This window comes from Streptomyces toyocaensis, from assembly GCF_000725125.1.
Classification (GTDB): Bacteria; Actinomycetota; Actinomycetes; order Streptomycetales; family Streptomycetaceae; genus Streptomyces; species Streptomyces toyocaensis.
In genome coordinates, this window is record NZ_JFCB01000001.1 from 420,794 (window position 1) to 443,778 (window position 22,985).

Here is a 22,985-nt window from a genome sequence, read left to right on the forward strand (position 1 = left end):
TTTCTCAGCGTGAGGTCCGGTGCCGGGACCGTACGGGCCGCGCCGCCCGGCCGGCCGGTGTCGCGGACCGAGCGGCTCATCGCCTCGTGCACGGCCGGGATGTCCAGGGACTCCCGGGCAGGCGGCGCAGTCCCGTCGTCGGTCCGTCCCCCGCCCGGGGCTCAGCCCGCCTGCTGGAGCTGCGGCAGCACCTTGGTGCGGTAGAAGTCGAAGAAGCCGCGCAGGTCGGGCCCGATCTGGTTGACGTAGATCCGGTCGAATCCCGCGTCGGCGAACTGCCGGAGCTCGGCGACGTGCTCGTCCACGTCGTCGCCGCACACCCGGTTCTCGCGCACCATGTCCTCGGTGACCAGGGTCTGCGCCTGCTCGAAGTGCTTCGGCGAGGGCAGCACCTGCCCCAGCTCGCCGGGCAGCTGTTCGTTCGCCCAGAGCCGGTGCACCGTGCGCACGCACGCGTCGCGGTCGGTGCCGTAGCAGACCTTGGTGCCGCCGCTGACCGGCTTCCCGCCGCCCCCGCCCTTGCGGTACTGCTCCACCATCGAGGCGTCCGGCATCATCGTGATGTAGCCGTCGCCGACCCGGGCCGCCAGCTTGGTCGCCGCCGGGCCGAAGCCGGAGATGTCGATGGGCACAGGCTGGTCCGGGAGGGTGTACAGGCGGGCGTTCTCCACCGTGTAGTGCGTGCCGTGATGGTTGACCTCCTCGCCGGTGAACAGCCGGCGCATCACCTGGATGGCCTCCTCCAGCATCTCGAGACGTACGTGCGCGGGCGGCCAGGCGTCCCCCAGGATGTGCTCGTTCAGGGCCTCGCCCGTGCCCACGCCCAGCCGGAACTCCCCCGGCGCCATCACCGCGCTGGTGGCCGCCGCCTGCGCCACCACCGCCGGATGTGTCCGCACGGTGGGGCAGGTCACCGCCGTGCCCACCGGCAGCGACACCGCCTCGGACAGCGCGCCGATCACCGACCACACGAAGGGACTCTGCCCCTGCTCGTCGTTCCACGGGTGGTAGTGGTCCGAGATCCACAGGGCCTGGAACCCGGCCTGCTCGGCCATCCGCGCCTGCTCGATGAGCTCGGCGGGACCGTACTGCTCGCACGAGAGGAAGTAACCGTACTCGGGCATGGGGGGTGCCTCCGCGACATGGGCGGTTCGGGTCCCGTGCCGGGTACCCGGGGGGCCCGGCGGAAACCGGCCGGACGTTTGGCGGCCCCGGGCAGGGGGACGCGGAAGTCTCCCGACGTACGCGACAGCGCCGGAGGCGAACCGTGAGTCGACCCCGCATAGTGATCGTCGGTGCCGGCTTCGCCGGGTACCGCACGGCCCAGACCCTGTCCCGGCTGGCCCGTGGCCGCGCCGAGATCGTCCTGCTCAACCCGACCGACTACTTCCTGTACCTTCCGCTGCTGCCTCAGGTCGCGGCCGGCATCCTGGAGCCGCGCCGGGTCACCATCTCCCTCTCCGGCACGCTGCCGCACGTGAAGCTGGTGCTGGGGGAGTCCGACCGCATCGACCTCGACGCACGGCAGGTGCACTACACCGGGCCCGAGGGCGAGGGCGGCATCCTCTCCTACGACCGGCTGGTGCTCGCCGCCGGCAGCGTCAACAAGCTGTTGCCGATCCCCGGCGTCGCCGAGCACGCCCACGGCTTCCGCGGCCTGCCCGAAGCCCTCTACCTGCGCGACCACGTGACCAGGCAGGTGGAGCTCGCCGCGACCACCGACGACCCCAAGCGCTGCGCCTCCCGCTGCACCTTCGTCGTCGTCGGCGCCGGCTACACCGGCACCGAAGTCGCCGCGCACGGGCAGCTCTTCACCGACTCGCAGGTCAGCAGGCACCCCATGCGGACCGGCATGCGGCCGCGCTGGATCCTGCTGGACATCGCCGACCGGGTCCTGCCCGAGCTGGACGAACGGCTCTCCCGCACGGCCGACACGGTCCTGCGCGAGCGGGGCGTGGACGTACGGATGGGCACCTCCGTGAAGGAGGCCACACACGACGGAGTGCTCCTGACCGACGGGGAGTTCGTGGACACCCAGACCCTCGTGTGGTGCGTGGGCGTCCGCCCCGACCCGCTCGCCGAGTCGCTCGGACTGCCCATGGAACGCGGCAGGCTGCTCGTCGACCCGCACCTCCAGGTGCCGGGCCGGCCGGAGGTGTTCGCCTGCGGTGACGCGGCGGCGGTGCCCGATCTGGAGAAGCCGGGGTCGTACACCCCGATGACCGCCCAGCACGCCTGGCGGCAGGGCAAGGTGTGCGGGCACAACATCGCCGCGTCGTTCGGCGACGGTGAGCGGCGTGCCTACCGCCACAAGGACATGGGTTTCGTGGTGGACCTGGGCGGGGTGAAGGCCGCCGCCAACCCGCTCGGCGTGAACCTGTCCGGGATCGCGGCGGGAGCGGTCACCCGCGGCTATCACCTCGCCGCGATGCCGGGCAACCGCGTCCGGGTGGCCGCCGACTGGCTGCTCGACGCCGTACTGCCGCGCCAGGCGGTCCAGTTGGGGCTCGTACGGTCCTGGTCGGTGCCGCTGGACACGGCGTCCCCGGAACTGGCACGGGTGCCGGGCATGCCGGAGCGGACCCGGGGGTCGGCGCCCGGCGGGCCGGAGGCGGGCACGGAACCGGGGAAGAACCAGCCCGGTGGGGAGCCCGCCAGGAATCAGCCCGGTGGGGAGCCCGCCAGGAATCAGCCCGGCGGCGAGCCCGCCAGGAATCAGCCCGGCGGCGAGCCCGCCAGGAATCAGCCCGGTGGGGAGCCCGCCAGGAATCAGCCCGGTGGGGAGCCCGCCAGGAATCAGCCCGGTGGGGAGCCCGCCAGGAATCAGCCCGGTGGGGAGCCCGCGAAGAACCAGCCCGGCGTCACGCCGCCGCCCGACCAGCCGCCGCCCGGTCCCGACGTCGCGCCCGGACCCGTCAGGCGTACCGACCGATTCACCGAAGGAGACTCATGAACACCGGCGAACTCGTCGAGCTCGGACAGCAGTTGCGCGTGGACAGTGTCCGTGCCGCGGCCGCCGCGGGCTCCGGGCACCCCACGTCGTCGATGTCCGCGGCGGACCTGATGGCCGTCCTGTTCGCCCGCCACTTCACCTACGACTTCCAGCAGCCCGACCACCCGGCCAACGACCGCTTCGTCCTCTCCAAGGGCCACGCCTCGCCCTTGATGTACGCCACCCTCAAGGCGGCCGGCGCGATCGACGACGAGGAACTGCTCACCTTCCGCGAGGACGGCAGCCGCCTCGAGGGGCACCCCACCCCGCGGCGGCTCCCCTGGGTCGAGACGGCCACCGGCTCGCTCGGCCAGGGCCTGCCCGTCGGCGTCGGCATCGCGCTGGCCGGGAAGCGGCTGGACCACGCCGACTACCGCGTGTGGGTGCTGTGCGGCGACAGCGAGCTGGCCGAGGGCTCGGTGTGGGAGGCGGCCGAGCAGGCCGCGTACGAGCACCTGGACAACCTCACGGCGGTCGTGGACGTCAACCGGCTCGGCCAGCGCGGCCCCACCCGGCACGGCCACGACCTCGACGCCTACGCCCGCCGCTTCCAGGCCTTCGGCTGGCACACCGTCGAGGTGGACGGCCACGACGTGGACGCCGTCGACCGCGCCTACGGAGAGGCACTCTCCACCCGGGGCCAGCCCACCGTGATCCTCGCCCGCACCCTCAAGGGCAAGGGCGTCGAGTCGGCCGAGGACCGCGAGGGACTGCACGGCAAGCCGCTGCCGGAGGCCGAGGACGCCGTCACCGAACTGGGCGGCCCTCGCGACCTGCGCATCCCGGCGCACCGGCCGTCCTCCGGCGGAACACCGCCGGCCCGGCACACCGGGGAACCCCGCCTGCCCCACTGGGACAAGGGTGAGGAGGTGGCCACCCGCAACGCCTTCGGGGAGGCGCTGGCCGCGCTCGGCACCGCTCGCGGCGACGTCGTCGCCCTCGACGGGGAGGTCGGCGACTCCACCCGCGCGGAGTTCTTCGCCAAGGAGCACCCCGAGCGCTACATCGAGTGCTACATCGCCGAGCAGCAGATGGTCGCGGCGGCGGTGGGCGTCGCGGCGCGCGGCTGGACGCCGTACGCCGCCACCTTCGCGGCCTTCCTCACCCGCGCCCACGACTTCATCCGCATGGCGGCGGTCAGCGGCTCCGGCATCAACCTCGTCGGCTCGCACGCGGGCGTCGCCATCGGCCAGGACGGCCCCAGCCAGATGGGCCTGGAGGACCTGGCGATGATGCGCGCGGTGCACGGCTCGACCGTGCTCTACCCGTGCGACGCCAACCAGACCGCACGGCTGGTCGCCGCGATGGCCGGCCTGGACGGCATCCGCTACCTGCGCACCTCACGCGGCGAGAGCCCGGTGATCTACGGTCCCGACGAGGAGTTCCCCGTCGGCGGCAGCAAGGTGCTGCGTTCCTCGGGACGCGACCGGCTCACCCTCGTCGCCGCGGGCGTCACCGTGCCCGAGGCACTGGCCGCCGCGGACGCCCTGGAACGCGAGGGCATCGCCGTACGGGTGATCGACCTGTACTCGGTGAAGCCGGTCGACCGGGAGACCCTGCGCACGGCCGCCGAGGAGACCGGCTGCCTGATGACCGTGGAGGACCACCACCCGGAGGGCGGCCTCGGGGACGCGGTCGCGGAGGCCTTCGGCGACGGGCGACCCGTACCGCGCCTGGTGCGGCTGGCCGTGCGGAACATGCCGGGTTCGGCCTCCCCGCAGGAGCAGCTTCACGCGTCCGGCATCGACGCGGAGTCGATCGCCGCGGCCGGCCGGCTGCTGGTGGGGGAGGCGGTCGTGTCGTGAGCGGCGACGGGTCGCGCACCGTACGGGCCGGCCGCCGCTCGGTGGAGATCCACCGCCCGGGGAAGGTGCTCTTCCCCGGCGGCGCGGACGCCGAGGAGTACACCAAGGGAGACCTCGTCGACTACCACCGGGCCGTCGCCCCGTTCATGCTGCCGCACCTGCGGGGCCGCCCGCTGATGCTGGACCGGCGCCCGGACGGCATCGACGGCCCGGCGTTCATGCAGAAGAACACGCCGGAGGGGTACCCCGGCTGGATCACCCGGGCCGAGGTCGCCAAGGAGGACGGCACCGTCACACACACCGTGTGCGACGACACGGCCACCCTCCTCTACCTCGTCGACCAGGCGAGCATCACGCTGCACCGCTGGCTGTCCCGGACGGCCGGCATCGACCGGCCGGACCGGCTGGTCTTCGACCTCGACCCGTCGGGTGACGACTTCGGGGCGGTCCGGGAGGCCGCGCGGCTGCTGCGGGAGCTGCTCGACGAGCTGAGGCTGCCCTCCGCACCGATGACCACCGGATCGAGGGGCCTGCATGTCATCGTGCCGCTGAACGGCGACCACGACGTCGACGACGTGCGCGCCTTCGCCCGCGAGGTCGCCGACGCCCTCGCCGACGCCCACCCCGGCCGGCTCACCACCGCCGCGCGCAAGAAGGACCGCGGGGGTCGGCTCTACCTCGACGTGCAGCGCAACGCCTACGCGCAGACCGCGGTCGCCCCCTACACCGTCCGGGCCCTGACCGGCGCCCCCGTCGCCGTGCCCGTCTCCTGGGACCAGCTCGACGATCCGGAGGTGCACGCCCGGCGCTGGACGGTGGCCGACGCGGTCGAGCAGGCCCGCTCCGATCCGTGGGCCGGTCTGCTGCGCCGGGGGCGTGCCCTGGGCCCGGCGCGCAGGCGGCTGGCGGGGCTGACCGGGCGCGGTAACCCGCGCTGACCAGGTGTGACACCCGGACGTGGCAACCGGGTGAGCCCATGGAGGTTTGGCGAACAGTCTTGCGGCCACACGGAGGGGGAGGTGGCCATGTCGAACACGAAGAACACCGAAGAGTCACAGGGTTCACAGGAACCCCGTACTTCCCGTAGTGCACGAACGTCCCGCAAGCAGACCGAAGACAACACGACCACCAAACGGCCGGGCCCGATGGAGGTGCTGCGCCAGGCGCGCGGGCAGCTCGCGGAGCTCACCGGGATGGAAGCCGAGTCCGTGTCGTCCTTCGAACAGACGGAGGAGGGCTGGGCACTGGAGGTCGAGGTCCTCGAACTCGAGCGTGTGCCCGACACGATGAGCCTGATGGCGACGTACCAGGTCGAGCTCGACCCGGACGGGCAACTCACCGGTTACCGGCGGGTCCGCCGCTACGAGCGGGGACGCGCCGACGCGCGCGGCGGCCGCTAGGCCGCCCGGCTGGACTTCGTACACGGACTCACACACACAGACAAGGAGGGACAGCCGGCATGACAGTCGTACCGGCACAGCAGACCGGCGGTGGGGGCGGCAGCAGCGGCCTCTACGACGTGCTCGAGCTTGTTCTGGACAGGGGGCTCGTCATCGACGCATTCGTGCGCGTGTCCCTGGTCGGCATCGAGATTCTCAAGATCGACGTGAGGGTCGTCGTCGCCAGCGTCGACACCTACCTCCGCTTCGCCGAGGCGTGCAACCGCCTCGACCTCGAGGCCGGGCCCCGCAAGAGCCCGGGCCTGCCCGAGATCGTCGGCGAGGTCACCGAGTCCGGTGCCAAGGGCAAGTCCAAGGGCGCCCTCTCCGGTGCGGCCGAGACCATCTCCGACGCCTTCAAGCAGTCCCGTGAGGGCGGCTCCGAGCGCGAGACCGAGTCCCGTCCGCGGGCCCGTAAGAGCACCGCCGCCCGGCGTAAGGAGGAGCAGGAGTGAGCACCTACGTCTACGGCATCACGGCGGCGTCGCACCCGTCACTGCCCGAGGGCATGGGCGGTGTCGGCGATCCGTCGCGCCCGGTGCGCATCCTGCGCGCGGGGGAGCTGGCCGCCGTCGTCAGCGACGCGCCCGAGGGGCTGCGCCCCAAGCGCAGGGAACTGCTGGCCCACCAGAACGTGCTCAGCGAGATCGGTGCGGCCGGCTGCGTGCTGCCCATGCGGTTCGGCAGTGTCGCTCCGGACGACGACTCCGTCACCGCCGTCCTCACCGAGCGGGCCGATCACTACCTGGAGCGGCTGCGCGCGCTGGACGACCGGGTCGAGTACAACGTCAAGGCCAACCACGTCGAGGAAGCCGTCCTGCACCACGTCATGGCCGGCAACCCGGAGATCCGGGCCCTCGCGGAGGCCAACAGGCAGTCCGGCGGCGGTAGTTACGACGACAAGATCCGGCTCGGCGAGATGGTCGCCGCGGCGGTCAAGGCCAAGGAGTCCGAGGACGGCGCCGCCGTGGAACGCGCCCTGGAGGGGGCTGCCGACGCCGTGAGCGTGGGCCCCGAGTCCACGGGCTGGCTGGCCAACGTCTCCTACCTGGTGAAGCGGGAGACGGCCGAGGAGTTCCTGGCAGCGGTGGAGCAGGTCCGCTCGGACATGCCCCACCTCGAGGTCCGTCTGAACGGGCCGCTGCCGCCGTACAGCTTCGTCGAGCCGGGGCCGGCCGAGCCGGCGGGCACCGCGGCCGGTGGGGCGGACACCGGAGCGGGGTGACGTCATGGGCCTGATCTCGGAGGTGCTGCTGCTGCCGTTCGCACCGGCACGCGGCGCCTCCTGGGCCATCCGGCAGGTGATCCAGGAGGCGGAGCGCATCTATTACGACCCCGCCACGATCCGTGCCGAGCTGGCCCGGCTCGAAGAACAGCTGGAGGCCGGAGAGATCACCGAGGAGGAGTTCGACCGGCAGGAGGACGAACTCCTGGACCGGCTGGAGACCGCCACGCGCACAGGCGCGGGCACAGGCGACGGGACGGCACGACAATGAATCGAACGACACTTGGCCTCGCGATCGGGGCCGGATATCTCCTCGGACGGACCAAGAAGCTCAAAATGGCGGTCGCCGTCGGCGGCCTGGTGGCGGGCAAGAAGCTGAACCTCAGCCCGCGCATGGTCGGCGATCTGCTCTCCCAGCAACTGCGTGACAACCCGCAGTTCAAGGAGCTCGGCGACCAGTTGCGCGGGGATCTTCGCGGTGTCGGCAAGGCCGCCTCCGGCGCACTGGTCGAGCGGCAGCTCGGCTCGCTCGCCGACCGGCTGCACGGCCGTACCGCCGAGATGCGCGACGAGATGGCAGGCGGCGGTTCGCAGAAGCGGTCGAAGGCGGACGAGGACGAGGAAGCGCCCGAGGACCGGGACGAGGAGCCGGACTCCGAGGAGGACCACGAGGAGGAACCGGCCTCCGAGGAGGACCACGAGGAGGAACCCGCCTCCGAGGAGGAGCCGGACCAGGAGCGGCCGGCGAAGAAGGCCGCCGCGAAGAAGACCGCGCCGGCCAAGAAGACCGCGGCCAAGAAGACGGCCCCCGCGAAGAAGACGGCGGCCAGGAAGACCGCGGCCGCGTCCCGCGGCGGCCGCTCCCGCACGTCGAAGGGAGGCGGTGAGTGATGACCGAGACCATCGGCAAGGCCACTTCCGCCGCAGGTGACGGGGCGAACGGGGCAGCGAAGAACCCCCTCGCCGACATCGCCCACAGTGAGGCCGCCGACCGGCTCAAGGCCGAGGTGCAGGACTACCTCGCGGCCCAGGCCACCCGCGTGCTGAGCGGCCTCGGGAACAAGCTCGGCGAGACCACCAACAAGCTCACGGACATCGCCGAGGGCAACAGCCCCGGCTTCGCCAAGCTCGCCCTCGACGGCGGCCGCAAGATCGCCGAGGGCAAGGGGCCGCTGCGCAGCGCCATCGAACTCGGGGCCTCACGGGCCAAGGACAACGTCATGGGCAAGCTCAAGGGACTGGGGGGCGGCGGCAAGGGCAAGCGCAAGCGCTCGTCCGGCAACAAGCCCACCGTCATCATGGAGCACATCGACGTCGGGGTCCCGCTGCGCACGGCCTACGACCAGTGGACCCAGTACCAGGACTTCAGCACCTTCGCCAAGGGCGTGAAGAGCGCCAGCAAGGCCGACGACACCACGTCGGACTGGCAGGCGAAGATCTGGTGGTCCAACCGCAGCTGGAAGGCGAAGACCACCGAGCAGGTGCCGGACGACCGCATCGCATGGTCCTCCGAGGGCGCCAAGGGCACGACGCGGGGCGTCGTCTCCTTCCACAGCCTCGGCGACAACCTCACCCGGGTCCTGCTGGTCATCGAGTACTACCCCTCGGGCTTCTTCGAGAAGACCGGCAACATCTGGCGTGCCCAGGGCCGTCGCGCCCGGCTCGACCTGAAGAACTTCGTCCGCTTCATCACCCTCAAGGGCGAGGCCGAGGACAGCTGGCGCGGCGAGATCCGCGACGGCGAGGTCGTCCGCAGCCACGAGGACGCGCTGGCCGAGGAGGAGGAAGCGGAGTCCGAGGAGCCCGAGGAAGGCGAGGAGACCCCGTCCGACGAGTACGACGAGGGCGACGAGGCCGAGGGCGAGCACGAGGACGAAGAGGCCGAGGACGAAACCGGCACGGAGGCCGAAGAGGAGTACGAGCCGGAGTCCGAGGACGAGGAACCCGCCGACGAGGACGAGGAGGACGAGTACCCCGAGGAGGAGTACGCGGAGGACGAGGACGAGGACGAGGACCGGGACGAGGATGAGGAGCCCGAGCCCGAGCCCGAGGCCGAATCCGAGGACGAGGACGAGGACGAGGACGAGCTCGAGCCGGAGGAGGAGCCCGAGCGAGCCGAGAGCCGGAGCCGCCGATGACCACGCCCAGCCGGCTCCCCGATCCGTACGGCCAGGGGAGCGGCGCCAATCTCGCCGACATCCTGGAAAGGGTGCTGGACAAGGGCATCGTGATCGCGGGTGACATCCGCATCAACCTGCTCGACATCGAGCTGCTCACCATCAAGCTGCGCCTGGTCGTCGCCTCCGTCGACAAGGCGAAGGAGATGGGGATCGACTGGTGGGAGTCCGACCCGGCGCTGTCCTCGAAGGCCCGCCGCGACGAGCTGACGAGGGAGAACGCCGAGCTGCGGGAGCGGCTGGCCCGGCTGGAGGAGCTGGGTCTCGAGACCCGTCGCGCACAGGAGGAGAGGCCGTGACAGGACTGCGGTACGTCTACGCGGTCTGCCGCCCCTTCGGCACACCGCTCCAGGCCCAGTTGACCGGGGTCGGCGGTGATCCGCCCCGGCTGGTGCCCCACCACGACCTGGTGGCGGTGGTCAGTCACGTCCCGGAGGCGGACTTCGCCGAGGACCCGCTGCGCGCCCACCTGGAGGACCTCGACTGGCTGACCGGGGTCGCCCGCGCCCACCAGGGCGTGATCGACGCGCTCACCACCGTCACCACCCCGCTGCCCCTGCGGCTCGGCACGGTGTTCCGCGACGACAGCGGGGTGCGGTCGATGATCGAGGCACGGGAGGAGAGCTTCCTGCGCGTCCTCGACCGGCTCGAGGGCCGGGTCGAATGGGGCGTCAAGGTGTACGTCGAGGCGGAGCGTCCGCCCGAGGCGTCCGCCGCGCCCGCGCCGAAGCCGGCGTCCGGCCGTGACTACCTGAGGCAGCGGCGCATGCAGACCAGGTCGCAGGACGACCTCTGGCAGCGGGCCGAGACCTTCGCGACCCGGCTGCACGAGACGCTGTGTGAAAGCGCCGAGGACTCCCGGCTGCACGCTCCGCAGAACCCCACGCTCTCCGGTGCCTCCGGACGCAACGTGCTCAACGCCGCGTACCTGGTGCCGCGCGCCAGGTCCGAGGAGTTCGTGGAACGGGTGGACCGGACGAAGGACGGGGTCCCCGGAATCCGCGTGGAACTCACCGGCCCCTGGGCGGCCTATTCGTTCGCCGGTGAGGAAACGGCCGGGAAGGAGGGACCGTGACCGTCGTCGAACGCCGCGAGATAGCCCTGGTGGACCTGCTCGACCGGCTCCTGGCCGGCGGAGTCGTCATCACGGGCGACATCACGTTGCGCATCGCGGACGTCGACCTGGTGCGGATCGACCTCAACGCGCTCATCAGCTCGGTGAACGAACAGGTCCCCTCGCCGTTCGAGGGGTCGCTGTGACGGCCGCCCCCGACGACGACCGGCACGCCGGCCGGGCCGTGGAGCCGCACGCCAGTCGGCACAAGCGGCTGGACCTGGAGCCGGACACGGTCGAACGCGACCTGATCAAACTGGTGCTCACCGTCGTGGAACTGCTGCGCCAGCTCATGGAGCGCCAGGCGCTGCGCCGGTTCGACGAGGGGGACCTGAGCGAGGAGCAGGAGGAGCGGGTCGGGCTCACCCTGATGCTGCTCGAGGACCGGATGGCGGAACTGCGGGACCGGTACGGCCTGCGGCCCGAGGACCTGAATCTGGACCTCGGGCCGCTGGGACCGCTGCTTCCCCGGGACTGAGGTCCGCGCAGGCAGAGACGGACAGAGACAGACAGAGAAGTCCCCGGGGCCTCGGTCCCGGGGACTTCCTCTCATCCCGCAACCGGTGGGGTTCGGTGTTCCTCGCGGCAGAGGAGTTCCCCGTGCAGCACGCTGAACCAGCCGTCCTCCCGCGCGCCCCATTCCCGCCACGCCGCGGACACCTCCCGCAACTGCTCACGGGTGGCGTGGCCGCCCTGAACGGCCCGCTCGGCGTAGGCGGACGCCACGGTGCGGTCCGCCCACAGGCCGCTCCACCAGGACCGCTCCCCGGCGGTCGAGAACGTCCAGGTGCCGGAGGTCGCCGTGATGTCCGTGAATCCGGCGGCCAGCGCCCAGGACTTCAGCCGCCGCCCGGCGTCCGGCTCACCCCCGTTGGCCCGGGCCACCCGCCGGTACAGGTCCAGCCAGTGGTCCATGCCCGCCGACCCGGGGTACCAGGTCATCGCCGCGTAGTCGGAGTCCCGTACCGCGACGTACCCGCCGGGCCTCGTCACCCGCCGCATCTCGCGCAGCGCACGGACCGGGTCGCCCACGTGCTGGAGCACCTGGTGGGCGTGGACCACGCAGAACGTGTCGTCCGGGAAGTCCAGCGCGTGCACGTCCCCCGTCGTGAAGCCGACGTTCACCAGTCCCCGCTCCGCGGCCACCGCCCGGGCCTGTTCCAGGACCCCCGGCTCGCGGTCGAGACCGGTGACGTGGCCGCCGGGAACGAGCGCCGCCAGGCCGGCGGTGATGGTGCCGGGCCCGCACCCGATGTCCAGGATCCGCATGTGGGGCTTCAGGACCCCGAGGAGGTACGCCGAGGAGTTCTCGGCGGTCCGCCAGGTGTGCGACCTCAGCACCGACTCGTGGTGCCCGTGGGTGTACACGGCCGTCTCGCGCGCTTCCGGCATGCCGAACCCACCCCTTCCGCTGTCGTAGGAGGCCCCTCACGCTACGCGCGGTACCCGCATCATGAGACCGACGTATCGCATAATGGACAGGCGTCGCCCGGAAACCCGTTTGCCACCCGCGTCGGCGAGACCGCACAATCCCCACCATGGGCCACCTGGAAGCAGCGCATCTGGAGTACTACCTCCCCGACGGGAGGGCTCTCCTGGGCGATGTGTCCTTCCGGGTGGGCGAGGGAGCGGTCATGGCCCTGGTGGGCCCCAACGGAGCGGGGAAGACCACCTTGCTCCGCCTCCTCGCCGGGGAGCTGAAGCCGCGCGGCGGATCCGTCACCGTCACCGGCGGTCTCGGCGTCATGCGCCAGTTCGTCGGCTCCGTACGGGACGCCACGACCGTGCGCGACCTGCTCGTCTCCGTCGCCACGCCCAGGATCCGGGAAGCCGCCCACGCAGTCGACAGGGCCGAGCACGCGATCATGACGGTCGACGACGAGGCGGCGCAGCTCGGCTACGCCCAGGCCCTCGCCGACTGGGCCGAGGCCCGCGGCTACGAGGCGGAGACGCTGTGGGACATGTGCACCACGGCCGCGCTGGGCATCCCGTACGAGAAGGCGCAGTGGCGTGAGGTCCGCACCCTCTCCGGCGGCGAGCAGAAGCGCCTGGTCCTCGAGGCGCTGCTGCGCGGCACCGATCAGGTCCTGCTGCTCGACGAGCCCGACAACTACCTCGACGTGCCCGGCAAGCGCTGGCTGGAGGAGCGTCTCGGGGAGACCCGCAAGACCGTCCTGTTCGTCTCCCACGACCGCGAACTCCTCGCCCGCGCCGCCCAGCGCATCGTCTCCCTGGAGACGGGCCCGGCCGGCGCCGACGCCTGGGTGCACGGCGGCGGCTTCGCCACCTACCACGACGCCCGCAGGGAACGCTTCGCCCGCTTCGAGGAGCTGCGCCGGCGCTGGGACGAGAAGCACGCCCAGCTCAGGAAGCTCGTCCTGAACCTGCGCCAGGCCGCGGCGAACAGTCCCGACATGGCCTCCCGCTACCAGGCCGCCCAGACCAGGCTGCGCAAGTTCGAGGAGGCGGGGCCCCCGCCGGAGCCGCCGCGTGAGCAGAACATCACCATGCGCCTGAAGGGCGGCCGTACCGGAGTCCGCGCCGTCACCTGCGAACAGCTGGAACTCACCGGCCTGATGAAGCCCTTCGACCTGGAGGTGTTCTACGGCGAGCGGGTCGCCGTGCTCGGCTCCAACGGCTCCGGCAAGTCGCACTTCCTGCGCCTGCTCGCCGGGGACGACGTGACGCACACCGGCGGATGGCGCCTGGGTGCCCGCGTCGTCCCCGGACACTTCGCGCAGACCCACGCCCACCCGGAACTCCAGGGCCGCACCCTCCTGGACATCCTGTGGAAGGAGCACGCCCAGGACCGGGGAGCCGCCATGTCCCGGCTGCGCCGGTACGAGCTGACGGGCCAGGCCGAGCAGACCTTCGAGCGGCTCTCCGGGGGCCAGCAGGCCCGGTTCCAGATCCTGCTGCTGGAGCTCCGGGGTGCCACCGCCCTGCTGCTCGACGAGCCCACGGACAACCTCGACCTGGAGTCGGCGGAGGCGTTGCAGGAGGGCCTGGAGGCGTTCGAGGGCACGGTGCTCGCCGTCACCCACGACCGCTGGTTCGCCCGCTCCTTCGACCGCTTCCTCGTCTTCGGCAGCGACGGCCGGGTCAGGGAGACCCCGGAACCGGTCTGGGACGAGCGCCGGGTGCAGCGGGTCCGCTAGGGAACGTCACTTCCAGCGCAGCAACGCGCCTAGCCCGCCGACCGGCGCGTCCTCCGCGGCGCCCGGACCGGTGACCGCAAGCGCGGGCGCGTCCGTCGCCACCGCCGACCGGATCAGCGCGTCGTCCGCGCGTGCCGACCAGGAGTTCTGCTCGCCGAGGACCTTCAGCTCGGTGCGCCGCACCGCCAGCTGGTCGGGATCCTCGCCGATCCACACCTCCCGGTGCGCGTCCGGCCCGTCCGGCCGGATCAGCAGCTCGTCGATCCGGTGCTCGCGCGCGGCCTCGACCAGGGCCGGCACGCCCTCGACGGCGCCCGCACGGCCCTTGTCGCCGGGTCCGCGGGCGGCCAGGAACCGCTCCAGCTCGGCGGCGGTGCGCTCCTGGACGTGCTCCGCGCGGATCTGCTCCACCTCCTCGTCCAGCAGCCTGCTGCCGGCGCCGTGGGACGCCTCGGCCACCCGTCCGTGCAGCCGCTGCGGCAGCCGCTCGCGCACGGACCGCCGCTCCCGGTCGTCCCCGACGAGGATCAGCAGATCGGCCCCGGTCTCCTCCTGGGAGACCGCGAGCGCGTCGGCGATCTCCGCGGCGTTGTGCTCCCAGGTGTTCTCCACCCGGAGCTGGAAATGCCGCTCCGACCAGTCGACGGAGGAGGTCCGGTGCAGCGGCCACTCCTGCCCGGTGACGCCGCCGGCGTCGTCCCGGCCGAGGGCGCTGCGCAGCTCGAAGTCGGCGCCCTTGCGGTCGACGTAGGCGACGACGCACACCGGGTTCTCACCGGCCAGTTCCAGCAGCGGCGCGACCCGCGGCAGCGGCGCCCACTGCGCCCAGTCGCGCTGCGGGGACCGGGCCAGCGCGGGGTCGAGCACCACCTGGCCGTCCCGGGCGAAGAAAGCGCGCCCGTGCGGTTCGCCCGAGTGCCGGAGTTCCTCGATCGCGTGGCGCACCGCCTGGCAGGTGGCCTCGTCCGCGCCCTGGGCGGCGAGGTCCTGGGCCATCGCCCGGGCCGTCAGCTGCCGCTCCTGCGGGGTGCTCTCCGTGTGCCGGGAGGTGTCGACGTAGACGGATGCCCAGGGGCCGGGACGTTCGTAGAGTGGACTGAGGAATGCGAGTTCCATGGTTCCCTCCCGGTTGCCGATCGGGGTAGTGCTGGTGCCGACCGGCGGGTACCCGGGCCGCATGGACGCACACGACGAGCGGGGCACCACGATGACCGGAGTCGAGCCGGACCGCCTGGACGACCAGCAGCTCATGAAGGAGCTGGAGACCATCCACCGCACGCGCCACGACACACTGCTGTACGGCTCCAACGACGCGCTGCGCACGCACAACGAGCGGATGGCGCAGCTGGAGGGCGAGTACCTGCGCCGCAACCCGCGCCGCACGGTGGCCGCGGGCCGCACCCGTGAGGGGGCCCGCGAGCGGAACGCCGCGGACACGACGACGCCCACGGCCCCGGGCACCTGAGCCCGGCCACCGGCCGCGCCCGCCCGGGTACGGCGAAGGGGCCCGCGCGGACGCGGGCCCCTTCGTGCCGTCCTGTCTGCCGTCGTGCCGGACGCCAACCGGGCCCGTCTCAGGCCTCCGCCCCGAACACCTCGAGGAACGTCCCGCAGAACGCCTTCAGGTCGTCAGGCTTGCGACTGGTGACCAGCTTGTTCGGCCCGTGGTCGCACACCTTCACCTGCTCGTCGACCCAGGTGCCGCCGGCGTTGCGGATGTCGGTCCGCAGGCTGGGCCAGCTCGTCAGCTCCCGGCCGCGTACGACGTCGGCCTCCACCAGGGTCCAGGCGGCGTGACAGATCGCGGCGACCGGCCGGCCCTGCTCGAAGAAGTCCCTCACGAACGAGACGGCCTTGTCGTCCATCCGCAGGAAGTCGGGGTTGGCCACCCCGCCCGGCAGCACCAGCCCGCCGAAGGAGTCCGCCGACGTCTCGCCGACGACCTCCTGCACGGGGAAGGTGTCCGCCGTGTCGAGGTGGTCGAACGCCTGCACCTTGCCCGGCTTGGTGGACACGAGCACGGCCTCGTGACCGGCGTCGACGGCCGCCTGCCACGGCTCGGTCAGCTCCACCTGCTCGACACCCTCGGGTGCGGTCAGAAATGCGATGCGCATGATGTCCTACGTCCCTTCGTCCGCCTTCGGCTGTTCTCGTCCGGTCACAGCACTCGTGTCCGGCTCCGCGCGGCTGATGTCGGCCAGTGCCGACCCGGGGTCCCGCGCCTCCGCCAGGTCGCCGAGACTCACCAGTCCGACGGGGATCCCGCCCTCGACGACGGGAACCCGCCGTACGGCGTGCTCGCGCATCAGGGCGACGGCCGCGGACACCGGTTCGTCCGGGGCGAGCGTCAGCGGGTCCGGCGTGCACACCGACCGGACGCTCACGCCGAGGGGATCCGCGCCCTCGGCGACCGCCCGGACAGTGATGTCGCGGTCGGTGAGCACGCCGACGACCAGCTGGCCGTCGGCCACCACCACGTCGCCGATGTTCTGGGTGCGCATCAGCTGCGCCGCCTCGACGATCGAGGCGTCCGGGCGTACGGCGACCACGCCCGGAGTCATCACGTCCTTGACGAATACGGCCATGACCTGTGCCCTCCGTCCGGTTCCGGCCCCCGGGGCGCCGCGGCCCGCCGCCCCGCGGGACGGTGCGGACACGGCGCTCCGGACGGGCCGCTCACGCGGTCTCCGTCTCCCGGGTCCGGGTCAGCGCCTCGGCCAGTTCCTGGACGCTGTGGTAGCGCGCCTGGCGCGGCAGCCGTTCCAGCGCCTCGACGAGGGCGTCGGGCGCGTGCCGCCGGTCCAGGGCGCGCATCAGCTCGCGCGGGCCCGCGGGGAACGCCCCGCGGCCCAGGATCCTCGCCAGGTCCAGCCGTACCGACTCCAGCGACGTCGGGCCGCGGCCCGGTGTCACCGGGCCGTACGTGACCTCGGGGTCGTCGTCGGCGTACGGCTCCGGGTCGTGCCACTCCTCGGTGCGGGTGGGGTGCCCGGACCTCAGCAGACCCTGCAGTTCGTGCTTCATCTCGTCGTCACGGTGGACGCTGAGCCGGTCACTGCCTCGCTGCATGTCTCCCTCCAGGTGCCTCGGGGTGCGGACCGCGTACCCGGGGAGCGGAGGCCGACACGGGCTGAGGGAGGCGGATCGTCACGGGCCGGGTTTGGCCCCCGGGTGGAGGGAGACCCGGTACGCACGCCCCCCACGAGCCTCCTGGAAAGGACCGGCCATGGCGGTGCTCGCCCTGTTCATCCCGCCCCTCATGCTCGGCGTGATCCTGATGCTGGGCCGTTACGAGGAGTTGCTGCTCCCACCCGCCCGGCCCGAGGACGACTCACCGAACCGGACGCCGCTCGGTGGTTTGGGGCGGCGAAGCAGGGGCATGCGCACCTGAAGTGCTTCGGACAGGAGGCACGCCCCGTGGCAGCGGCATGACGTCGCTCCGGGCGCCTGTCCCCCTTCAGTGCGCTCGCCGCGGTGACTGTTCCGTCCCCGAGCACCTCCGAGGGAGTGGCGACGCACCATGCCCACCCGAGCGATCACGAAGCACCGTCCGCACGACGACGCCCCCGACACCGCGGCCGCCTTCCGCAGCCTCGCCGCACTGCCCGACGGCGCGGAGCGCGAAGCGCTCCGGGACGAGATCGTCGAGGCGTGGCTGCCCATGGCGGACCGCCTCGCCGGACGTTTCCGCAGCCGGGGCGAGAACCTGGACGACCTGCGGCAGGTCGCCGCGCTGGGCCTGGTGAAGGCCGTGGACCGGTACGACCCCGACCTCGGCAACGCCTTCGAGAGCTACGCCGTGCCGACCGTCACCGGCGAGATCAAGCGGCACTTCCGCGACCACATGTGGACCCTGCACGTACCGCGCCGGGTCCAGGAGCTGCGCAACCGTGTCCGGCTCGCCTCCCAGGAACTCTCCCAGACCATCCCGGGCCGCCGGCCGACCGTGGCCGAGATCGCCGAGCACGCCAGTCTCAGCGAGGAGGAGGTCCGCGCGGGTCAGGAGGCGCTGGAGAGCTTCAGCGCGCTCTCCCTGGACGCCGAGCTGCCCGGCAGTGACGACGGCTACTCGCTGGGCGACGCCCTCGGCGCGCCCGACCCGGCGCTGGACACCGTGGTCGACCGCGAGGCCGTCAAGGAAGGACTGGCCGCACTTCCCGAGCGGGAGCGGGCCATCCTCTACATGCGCTTCTTCGACGACATGACCCAGAGCGGCATCGCGGAGGAGCTCGGCATCTCGCAGATGCACGTCTCCCGCCTGATCAGCCGCTGCTGCGGCCGGGTGCGCGAGCACGCCCTGCGGGACACCGGCGAGGAGTAGCGGAGGCCGTCACCCGCACGGGTGCGCCGGGTGCCGCCAATGGCGTCCGGCCGCGCGCGGCCGGACGGCGGGCGGGCTGTGATGGCTGTGGGGCAGCCGAGAACCGTGCCCCCGCCGTCGCTCGAAGGAGCCCGCACCATGCGCCGCACCGCCCGTGCCCTGTCCCTCGCCGCCGTCGCCGGTACCGTCCTCGGCGCGCTCGTACCGGCAGCGTCCGCGGGAACGGTGCCCGGCAGCGGACCGTCGTGGGGCACCGCCTCCCACGCGCCCTGCCCGGAACCCGGGGGGCACGGCTGGGAGGGGCACACCCCTGGGAGCACCGCACCGGGCGCCGCCCGGCCGCAGGCCGCCGAACCGGAAGACCTCGCGAAGGAAGCACTCGAGCAGGAGACCCTCGAGGAGGAGGCCCTTGAGGAGGAGCCCCTCGAAGAGGCCGTCGAGGAGGAGGCCGTGGAGGAGGAGGCCCTCGGACCGGAAACGCTCGAGGAACCCGCTCCGGGCGGTCCCGCACCGGACGCCGCCGTGCCCGACGCCGAGTTTCCCGCCCCCGGGCCGACCGGGACCGGCGGGGTGTACGCGCCCGCCGCGTCGAGGACCGCCGCTCCCCACACACCGGGTCCCAGGACCACCGAACCGCGGGCCACCGCCCCACAGCGCACCCACTGCGCCGGTACGCCCGCGCCCCAGGGCGTACACGCGGGGGAGGGCGGGACCTTCACCGACTCCGTGGCCGCCCTCGCCGCCGGCGGACTGCTCATCGCGGGCGCGTTCGGCGCCGCCGCCCACCGGCTGTACCGGGACCGCACGACCCGGACGGATGCCTGACAGCCGCCGTCCCTCCCCGGCCCGGACCCATGGCTCGCGGCAGGCAGGGTACTGAGCGGCCGAGGGACGGCACGAGCGGACGCCGGCGCACGACGCCGGGGCGCCAGGGACTGCGCGGAGGTAGGGATGCGGACGGATCCGGAAGGCCACGGCCCCGTGCGTTTCGGACCGCCGGACCCGGAGGACGGGCTTCCCGTCCTCCCCGAACTGGCCGCCGTCCTGGCCGCGGCGGCCTCCCGCGCCGCTGCCGAACCGGTCGGCGGCGGCCCCGCCCTGCTGGACGCCGCGTGCGGCTACGGCGACCGGCGCGGACTGCCCGCCGCCCCCGACCGGGTGGCCGTCGCCCCCGGTGCTCCCGCCCTGCTGGTGGCCCTGACCGCCGCGATCGGCGGCGACGTCCTGGTGCCCAGACCCTGTGCCGCGTGGTGGGCCCCCTACGCCCGCCTGCTCGGCCGCCCCGCCTTCCACGTGCCGACCCCGGCCGAGAGCGGCGGGGTGCCCGATCCGTACGCGCTCCTCGAGACCGTGCGCCGGATGCGGGCCGAGGGCGGTGACCCGCGCCTGCTGGTGCTTTCCGTCGCCGACGACCCCACGGCGACCGTCGCCCCGCCCGAACTGCTGCACGAGACCGTGGAGGCCGCGGTCGGCGAGGGGCTGCACCTGGTGAGCGACGAGACCTGGCGCGACACCCTGCACGACCCGCGCGAGACCGTGCTGCTCAGCCCCGCCGAGATGGTGCCCGAGCGGGTCACGGTCGTCACCGACCTGGTGGGGGCCCTGCTCCCGCCCGGCTGGCCCGCCGCGGTGGCCCGCTTCCCGGCCGGCGAGCAGGGGAACGCGCTGCACGCGCGCGTGCTCGACGTGCTCACCGCACTCGACGCGCGCGTCGCCGCCCCCGTCGCCGCCGCGGCGGTGTACGCGCTGTCGGAGCCCGCACCGCTCACCGAGCGCGTCGCCGCCACCGTACGCCTGCACGCGCGCCTCGCCGCCGCCGCGCACCGTGCCGTCGTCGCCGCCGGAGCCCTGTCCCGGCCCCCGCGCTGCGGCCGGCACCTGTATGTCGACCTGACGCCCCTGGCGCCCGCGCTCACCGCGCACGGCGTCGGGGACGCCCAGGAGCTGGAGGACTTCCTCACCGCCCGGCTCGGCATGCCCGCGCCGGGCGGCCACCGCTTCGGCGACGAGCTGGAAGCGCCGCGCGTGCGGCTGTCCACCGCTCCTCTGCTGGGCGGCACCCCCGAGCGGCGCGCGGAGTGCCTGAACGCGCCCGCACCCCTGGAACTACCGCACGTGCACAGCGCGTTGACCCATCTGACATCGGTCTTCGACGATCTCCGTGACGACGCTCGGCGATGGGAGTCCCCCCGATGACGCAGCGGCCCGAGCCGGCCGAGGGCACGGCCACGACCACGGCCTGCGCCGGGACGGCACCGGACGCCGGCGGCCCGCCCCCCTCCGCCCGCCCGTACCCCCCGCCGGCCGAACCCCGCCCGCCGGCCGAACGCCGGGTGTGGCCGCGCGCCTTCCACGACCGGCTGACGGCCCCGCTGCCCGGGCTCAGGGCGCTCGCCCGCTTCGCCCGCGAGGGCGCCGTACGCCCCACGCCGGACGGACTCGCCGACATCCCCCTGCTGCCCTGCGCCCCCGGCCCCCTGCCCCGCGTGGACGCCCGCACGGTCGCCGTCACCTGGGTGGGGCACGCCAGCTGGGTCCTGCGGATCGGCGGGCTCACCGTGCTCACCGACCCGGTGTGGTCCCGCCGCATCCTCGGCACCCCGGCGCGGATCACCCCCGTCGGCGTCGCCTGGGAGGCGCTGCCGCGCGTGGACGCGGTCGTCATCAGCCACAACCACTACGACCACCTCGACGCCCCCACGCTGCGCCGGCTCCCGCGCGACACCCCGGTGTTCGTGCCGGCCGGGCTCGCCCGCTGGTTCCACCGCCGCCGGTTCACCCGGGTCACCGAGCTCGACTGGTGGGAGGCCTCCGAACTGGACGGCGTGCGCTTCGACTTCGTACCGGCCCACCACTGGTCCAAGCGCACCCTCACCGACACCTGCCGTTCCCTGTGGGGCGGCTGGGTGCTCACCGACCGGGAGGGCCGGCGCGTCCACTTCGCGGGCGACACCGGCTACGGTCACTGGTTCTCCCGCATCGGCCGCCGCTACCCCGGCATCGACCTCACCCTGATGCCCATCGGAGCCTATGATCCCCGCTGGTGGCTGGCCGACGTGCACTGCGACCCGGAGGAGGCGGTCCGCGCCGCCCAGGACCTGGGCGCGCGCCGCATGGCCCCGATGCACTGGGGCACGTTCGTCCTCTCCGCGGAGCCGGTCCTGGAGCCCCTCGTCCGCGTCCGCGCCGCGTGGGCGAAGGCGGGCCTGCCGCGCGAGCACCTGTGGGACCTGCCGGTGGGCGCCTCCCGGATCCTGGAGTGACCGGCGACGGTGTCACCCCGCCGCCGTGCCCCGCACCCGCCGCCACAGGCTCGGGGCCGCGCTGATCAGCACCGTCAGCACGATCGCCGCGAGCACGCCCTCCCACGGCTCCTCGAACAGCGACCCGCCGAGGATGCCGATGAGCTGGTACGTCGCCGCCCAGGCAAGACAGGCCGGCAGGTTGCCGCGCACGAAGCGCCGCACCGGCCACTTGGCGAGCAGACAGGCCAGCATCACCGGCAGCCGCCCGGCCGGCATCAGCCGGGACAGCACCAGCACGGCCACCTCGTGGTCGGCGAGCTTGCGCTGCGCCTGCGCCAGCCGGTCCTCCGGGGCGCGCTGCCGGATCGCCTCCAGCCAGCGCGAGCCGTTCTTCGACGTCATGCCGCGCCGTCCCAGCCAGTACAGCGCCACGTCCCCGAGGAAAGCGGCCAGCGACGCCGTGACGAACACCAGCGCCAGCGAGAACGGCGCCGTCCGGTGGACGGCGACCACGGCCGCCGAACTGACCAGCGCGCCCGTCGGCACCACCGGCACCAGTGCCCCGATCAGCACCAGCAGGAACAGCGAGGGATACGCGACCACCTGCTGGGTCGAACCGGGCGCCACGACCGGTACGAGCGACGGTGAGGCGACCGTCGGCAGGGACGCACCGGCCGCCTGGCTCAGGGCGGCGGGCAGGATCACCGGGCGCCCTCCAGGCGCACGCTCTCCCCGTGCCCGAGCCGGTGCACGGCGACCCCGGGAACGTGCCGGGCCGCCAGCCGCTCGAACTCGTGGCCCGGAGCGTGGAACTCGTGCGGGCGCACGGCGTCCAGCCCGATCGGCCAGTACGTGCCGTAGTGCACCGGCACCGCGCTGGGCGCCCCCAGGTGGGCCAGTGCCTCGGCCGCGCGCCCCGCGTCCAGGTGCCCCTCCCCGAGGTACGGTCCCCAGCCGCCCACCGGCAGCAGTGCCACGTCGACCGGCCCGACCTCCTTGGCCATCCCCTCGAACAGGCCGGTGTCCCCGGCGAAGTACGTCCGCCCCTCACCCTCCAGGACGTAGCCGAGGGCGGGGGAGCGGTGCGGCCCGAACGGCAGCCGGCGCCCGTCGTGCCACGCGGGCACCGCCCGTACGACCAGGTGCCCGACCTTCGTCACGTCGCCGGGTGCCACCTCGCTCACGCTGAGATGCGTGAGCCGGCGCAGTCCCGGCACCGCGCGTCGTGCGCCCCGGGGCACGAGCAGGCGCGTGCCCGGGGCGAGCCGGGCCAGGGACGGCACGTGCAGATGGTCGGCGTGCAGGTGGGAGACGAGGGCCACGTCCGCGTGCCGGGCATCGGCGGGCGGCACGGCGCCGCGCCTGCGCCGCAGGTGCGCGAGCCGGCGGGCGAACAGGGGATCGGTGAGCACACGGGTGTGCGAATCCTCGACCGTGCAGGTGGCGTGACCCCACCACGTGACCTCCACCGGCACTTCCCCGCCTCCTTCGCGCGACTCCCCGAAGCCT

28 protein-coding genes are annotated in these 22,985 nt (G+C 73.2%); 20 read left to right on the forward strand and 8 right to left on the reverse strand.

Going from position 1 to position 22,985, the window contains the following annotated elements; translation table 11 throughout:
* Positions 1–161: 161 nt before the first annotated feature.
* A complete protein-coding gene (locus tag BU52_RS01725; RefSeq protein ID WP_037926617.1) occupies positions 162–1,124 on the reverse strand; it encodes an LLM class F420-dependent oxidoreductase in 963 nt (320 codons plus the stop codon).
* Between the two features lie 143 nt (positions 1,125–1,267).
* On the opposite strand from BU52_RS01725, the gene BU52_RS01730 reads away from it, so the two are divergent.
* From BU52_RS01730 to BU52_RS01790, 13 genes are all read left to right on the forward strand, one after another.
* Positions 1,268–2,953: an NAD(P)/FAD-dependent oxidoreductase gene (locus tag BU52_RS01730; protein WP_037926620.1), complete on the forward strand. Its 1,686-nt coding sequence runs from the start codon at positions 1,268–1,270 to the stop codon at positions 2,951–2,953.
* A complete protein-coding gene (locus tag BU52_RS01735) occupies positions 2,950–4,797 on the forward strand; it encodes a transketolase (protein ID WP_037926623.1) in 1,848 nt (615 codons plus the stop codon). Before BU52_RS01730 ends, BU52_RS01735 begins: the two co-directional genes overlap by 4 nt.
* Entirely contained in the window at positions 4,794–5,735 is a 942-nt protein-coding gene (gene ligD / locus BU52_RS01740; protein WP_037926626.1) for a non-homologous end-joining DNA ligase, read from the forward strand. The genes BU52_RS01735 and ligD overlap by 4 nt, the downstream gene beginning before the upstream one ends.
* 87 nt (positions 5,736–5,822) lie before the next feature.
* Entirely contained in the window at positions 5,823–6,197 is a 375-nt protein-coding gene (locus BU52_RS01745) for a gas vesicle protein GvpO (protein WP_078903096.1), read from the forward strand.
* Positions 6,198–6,256: 59 nt separating this feature from the next.
* Positions 6,257–6,691: a gas vesicle structural protein GvpA gene (locus BU52_RS01750; RefSeq protein WP_037926632.1), complete on the forward strand. Its 435-nt coding sequence runs from the start codon at positions 6,257–6,259 to the stop codon at positions 6,689–6,691.
* Positions 6,688–7,461, forward strand: coding sequence for a GvpL/GvpF family gas vesicle protein (locus tag BU52_RS01755; protein ID WP_037926635.1), 774 nt, complete (start codon positions 6,688–6,690; stop codon positions 7,459–7,461). The genes BU52_RS01750 and BU52_RS01755 overlap by 4 nt, the downstream gene beginning before the upstream one ends.
* A gap of 4 nt (positions 7,462–7,465) precedes the next feature.
* Complete coding sequence (locus tag BU52_RS01760; RefSeq protein ID WP_037926639.1) at positions 7,466–7,732, forward strand: gas vesicle protein GvpG; 267 nt, start codon at positions 7,466–7,468, stop codon at positions 7,730–7,732.
* Positions 7,729–8,352, forward strand: a complete 624-nt coding sequence (locus BU52_RS01765) for a hypothetical protein (RefSeq protein WP_037926642.1) — start codon at positions 7,729–7,731, stop codon at positions 8,350–8,352. Before BU52_RS01760 ends, BU52_RS01765 begins: the two co-directional genes overlap by 4 nt.
* Positions 8,352–9,599, forward strand: a complete 1,248-nt coding sequence (locus BU52_RS01770) for an SRPBCC family protein (protein WP_037926645.1) — start codon at positions 8,352–8,354, stop codon at positions 9,597–9,599. Before BU52_RS01765 ends, BU52_RS01770 begins: the two co-directional genes overlap by 1 nt.
* Positions 9,596–9,937, forward strand: coding sequence for a gas vesicle protein (locus BU52_RS01775; protein ID WP_037926647.1), 342 nt, complete (start codon positions 9,596–9,598; stop codon positions 9,935–9,937). The genes BU52_RS01770 and BU52_RS01775 overlap by 4 nt, the downstream gene beginning before the upstream one ends.
* On the forward strand, positions 9,934–10,713 hold the full coding sequence (locus BU52_RS01780; RefSeq protein ID WP_037926651.1) for a GvpL/GvpF family gas vesicle protein: 780 nt from the start codon (positions 9,934–9,936) through the stop codon (positions 10,711–10,713). Before BU52_RS01775 ends, BU52_RS01780 begins: the two co-directional genes overlap by 4 nt.
* On the forward strand, positions 10,710–10,898 hold the full coding sequence (locus tag BU52_RS01785) for a gas vesicle protein (RefSeq protein WP_037926654.1): 189 nt from the start codon (positions 10,710–10,712) through the stop codon (positions 10,896–10,898). Before BU52_RS01780 ends, BU52_RS01785 begins: the two co-directional genes overlap by 4 nt.
* Positions 10,895–11,230 carry a gas vesicle protein K gene (locus tag BU52_RS01790; RefSeq protein ID WP_407702023.1) on the forward strand — a complete coding sequence of 112 codons (336 nt, stop codon included), beginning with the start codon at positions 10,895–10,897 and terminating at the stop codon, positions 11,228–11,230. Before BU52_RS01785 ends, BU52_RS01790 begins: the two co-directional genes overlap by 4 nt.
* Positions 11,231–11,301: 71 nt before the next feature.
* Here BU52_RS01790 and BU52_RS01795 read toward each other — a convergent pair whose 3' ends face one another.
* Positions 11,302–12,144, reverse strand: a complete 843-nt coding sequence (locus BU52_RS01795) for a methyltransferase domain-containing protein (protein ID WP_037926657.1) — start codon at positions 12,142–12,144, stop codon at positions 11,302–11,304.
* A 146-nt stretch (positions 12,145–12,290) separates the two neighbouring features.
* Between BU52_RS01795 and BU52_RS01800 the strand changes: the two genes are divergently transcribed.
* Positions 12,291–13,910: an ABC-F family ATP-binding cassette domain-containing protein gene (locus BU52_RS01800; RefSeq protein ID WP_037926660.1), complete on the forward strand. Its 1,620-nt coding sequence runs from the start codon at positions 12,291–12,293 to the stop codon at positions 13,908–13,910.
* A 6-nt stretch (positions 13,911–13,916) separates the two neighbouring features.
* Here the strand turns inward: BU52_RS01800 and BU52_RS01805 are convergent, their stop codons facing one another.
* Positions 13,917–15,026 carry a baeRF2 domain-containing protein gene (locus BU52_RS01805; RefSeq protein ID WP_037926662.1) on the reverse strand — a complete coding sequence of 370 codons (1,110 nt, stop codon included), beginning with the start codon at positions 15,024–15,026 and terminating at the stop codon, positions 13,917–13,919.
* A gap of 61 nt (positions 15,027–15,087) precedes the next feature.
* Between BU52_RS01805 and BU52_RS01810 the strand changes: the two genes are divergently transcribed.
* Entirely contained in the window at positions 15,088–15,375 is a 288-nt protein-coding gene (locus tag BU52_RS01810; RefSeq protein ID WP_037927826.1) for a DUF6158 family protein, read from the forward strand.
* A 109-nt stretch (positions 15,376–15,484) separates the two neighbouring features.
* Here the strand turns inward: BU52_RS01810 and BU52_RS01815 are convergent, their stop codons facing one another.
* The 3 genes from BU52_RS01815 to BU52_RS01825 all read right to left on the reverse strand — a co-directional run bounded on the left by BU52_RS01815 (position 15,485) and on the right by BU52_RS01825 (position 16,979).
* A complete protein-coding gene (locus BU52_RS01815) occupies positions 15,485–16,024 on the reverse strand; it encodes a type 1 glutamine amidotransferase domain-containing protein (protein ID WP_037926664.1) in 540 nt (179 codons plus the stop codon).
* A 6-nt stretch (positions 16,025–16,030) separates the two neighbouring features.
* Positions 16,031–16,495 carry a CBS domain-containing protein gene (locus BU52_RS01820; RefSeq protein WP_051857811.1) on the reverse strand — a complete coding sequence of 155 codons (465 nt, stop codon included), beginning with the start codon at positions 16,493–16,495 and terminating at the stop codon, positions 16,031–16,033.
* A 91-nt stretch (positions 16,496–16,586) separates the two neighbouring features.
* Positions 16,587–16,979, reverse strand: a complete 393-nt coding sequence (locus BU52_RS01825) for a DUF2795 domain-containing protein (RefSeq protein WP_037926666.1) — start codon at positions 16,977–16,979, stop codon at positions 16,587–16,589.
* Positions 16,980–17,136: 157 nt separating this feature from the next.
* Between BU52_RS01825 and BU52_RS35510 the strand changes: the two genes are divergently transcribed.
* The 5 genes from BU52_RS35510 to BU52_RS01845 all read left to right on the forward strand — a co-directional run bounded on the left by BU52_RS35510 (position 17,137) and on the right by BU52_RS01845 (position 21,494).
* A complete protein-coding gene (locus BU52_RS35510) occupies positions 17,137–17,301 on the forward strand; it encodes a hypothetical protein (protein ID WP_167343489.1) in 165 nt (54 codons plus the stop codon).
* A gap of 129 nt (positions 17,302–17,430) precedes the next feature.
* Entirely contained in the window at positions 17,431–18,231 is an 801-nt protein-coding gene (locus BU52_RS01830; RefSeq protein WP_037926671.1) for an RNA polymerase sigma factor SigF, read from the forward strand.
* A gap of 138 nt (positions 18,232–18,369) precedes the next feature.
* Positions 18,370–19,056: a hypothetical protein gene (locus tag BU52_RS01835; RefSeq protein WP_037926674.1), complete on the forward strand. Its 687-nt coding sequence runs from the start codon at positions 18,370–18,372 to the stop codon at positions 19,054–19,056.
* A 126-nt stretch (positions 19,057–19,182) separates the two neighbouring features.
* Positions 19,183–20,427 carry an aminotransferase class I/II-fold pyridoxal phosphate-dependent enzyme gene (locus BU52_RS01840; protein ID WP_037926678.1) on the forward strand — a complete coding sequence of 415 codons (1,245 nt, stop codon included), beginning with the start codon at positions 19,183–19,185 and terminating at the stop codon, positions 20,425–20,427.
* Positions 20,424–21,494, forward strand: a complete 1,071-nt coding sequence (locus BU52_RS01845) for an MBL fold metallo-hydrolase (protein WP_037926681.1) — start codon at positions 20,424–20,426, stop codon at positions 21,492–21,494. The genes BU52_RS01840 and BU52_RS01845 overlap by 4 nt, the downstream gene beginning before the upstream one ends.
* Before the next feature lie 12 nt (positions 21,495–21,506).
* On the opposite strand, the gene BU52_RS01850 is transcribed toward BU52_RS01845, so the two are convergent.
* On the reverse strand, positions 21,507–22,139 hold the full coding sequence (locus BU52_RS01850; RefSeq protein WP_051857883.1) for a DedA family protein: 633 nt from the start codon (positions 22,137–22,139) through the stop codon (positions 21,507–21,509).
* A gap of 38 nt (positions 22,140–22,177) precedes the next feature.
* Positions 22,178–22,951, reverse strand: coding sequence for an MBL fold metallo-hydrolase (locus tag BU52_RS01855; protein WP_037926687.1), 774 nt, complete (start codon positions 22,949–22,951; stop codon positions 22,178–22,180).
* Positions 22,952–22,985: the final 34 nt, after the last annotated feature.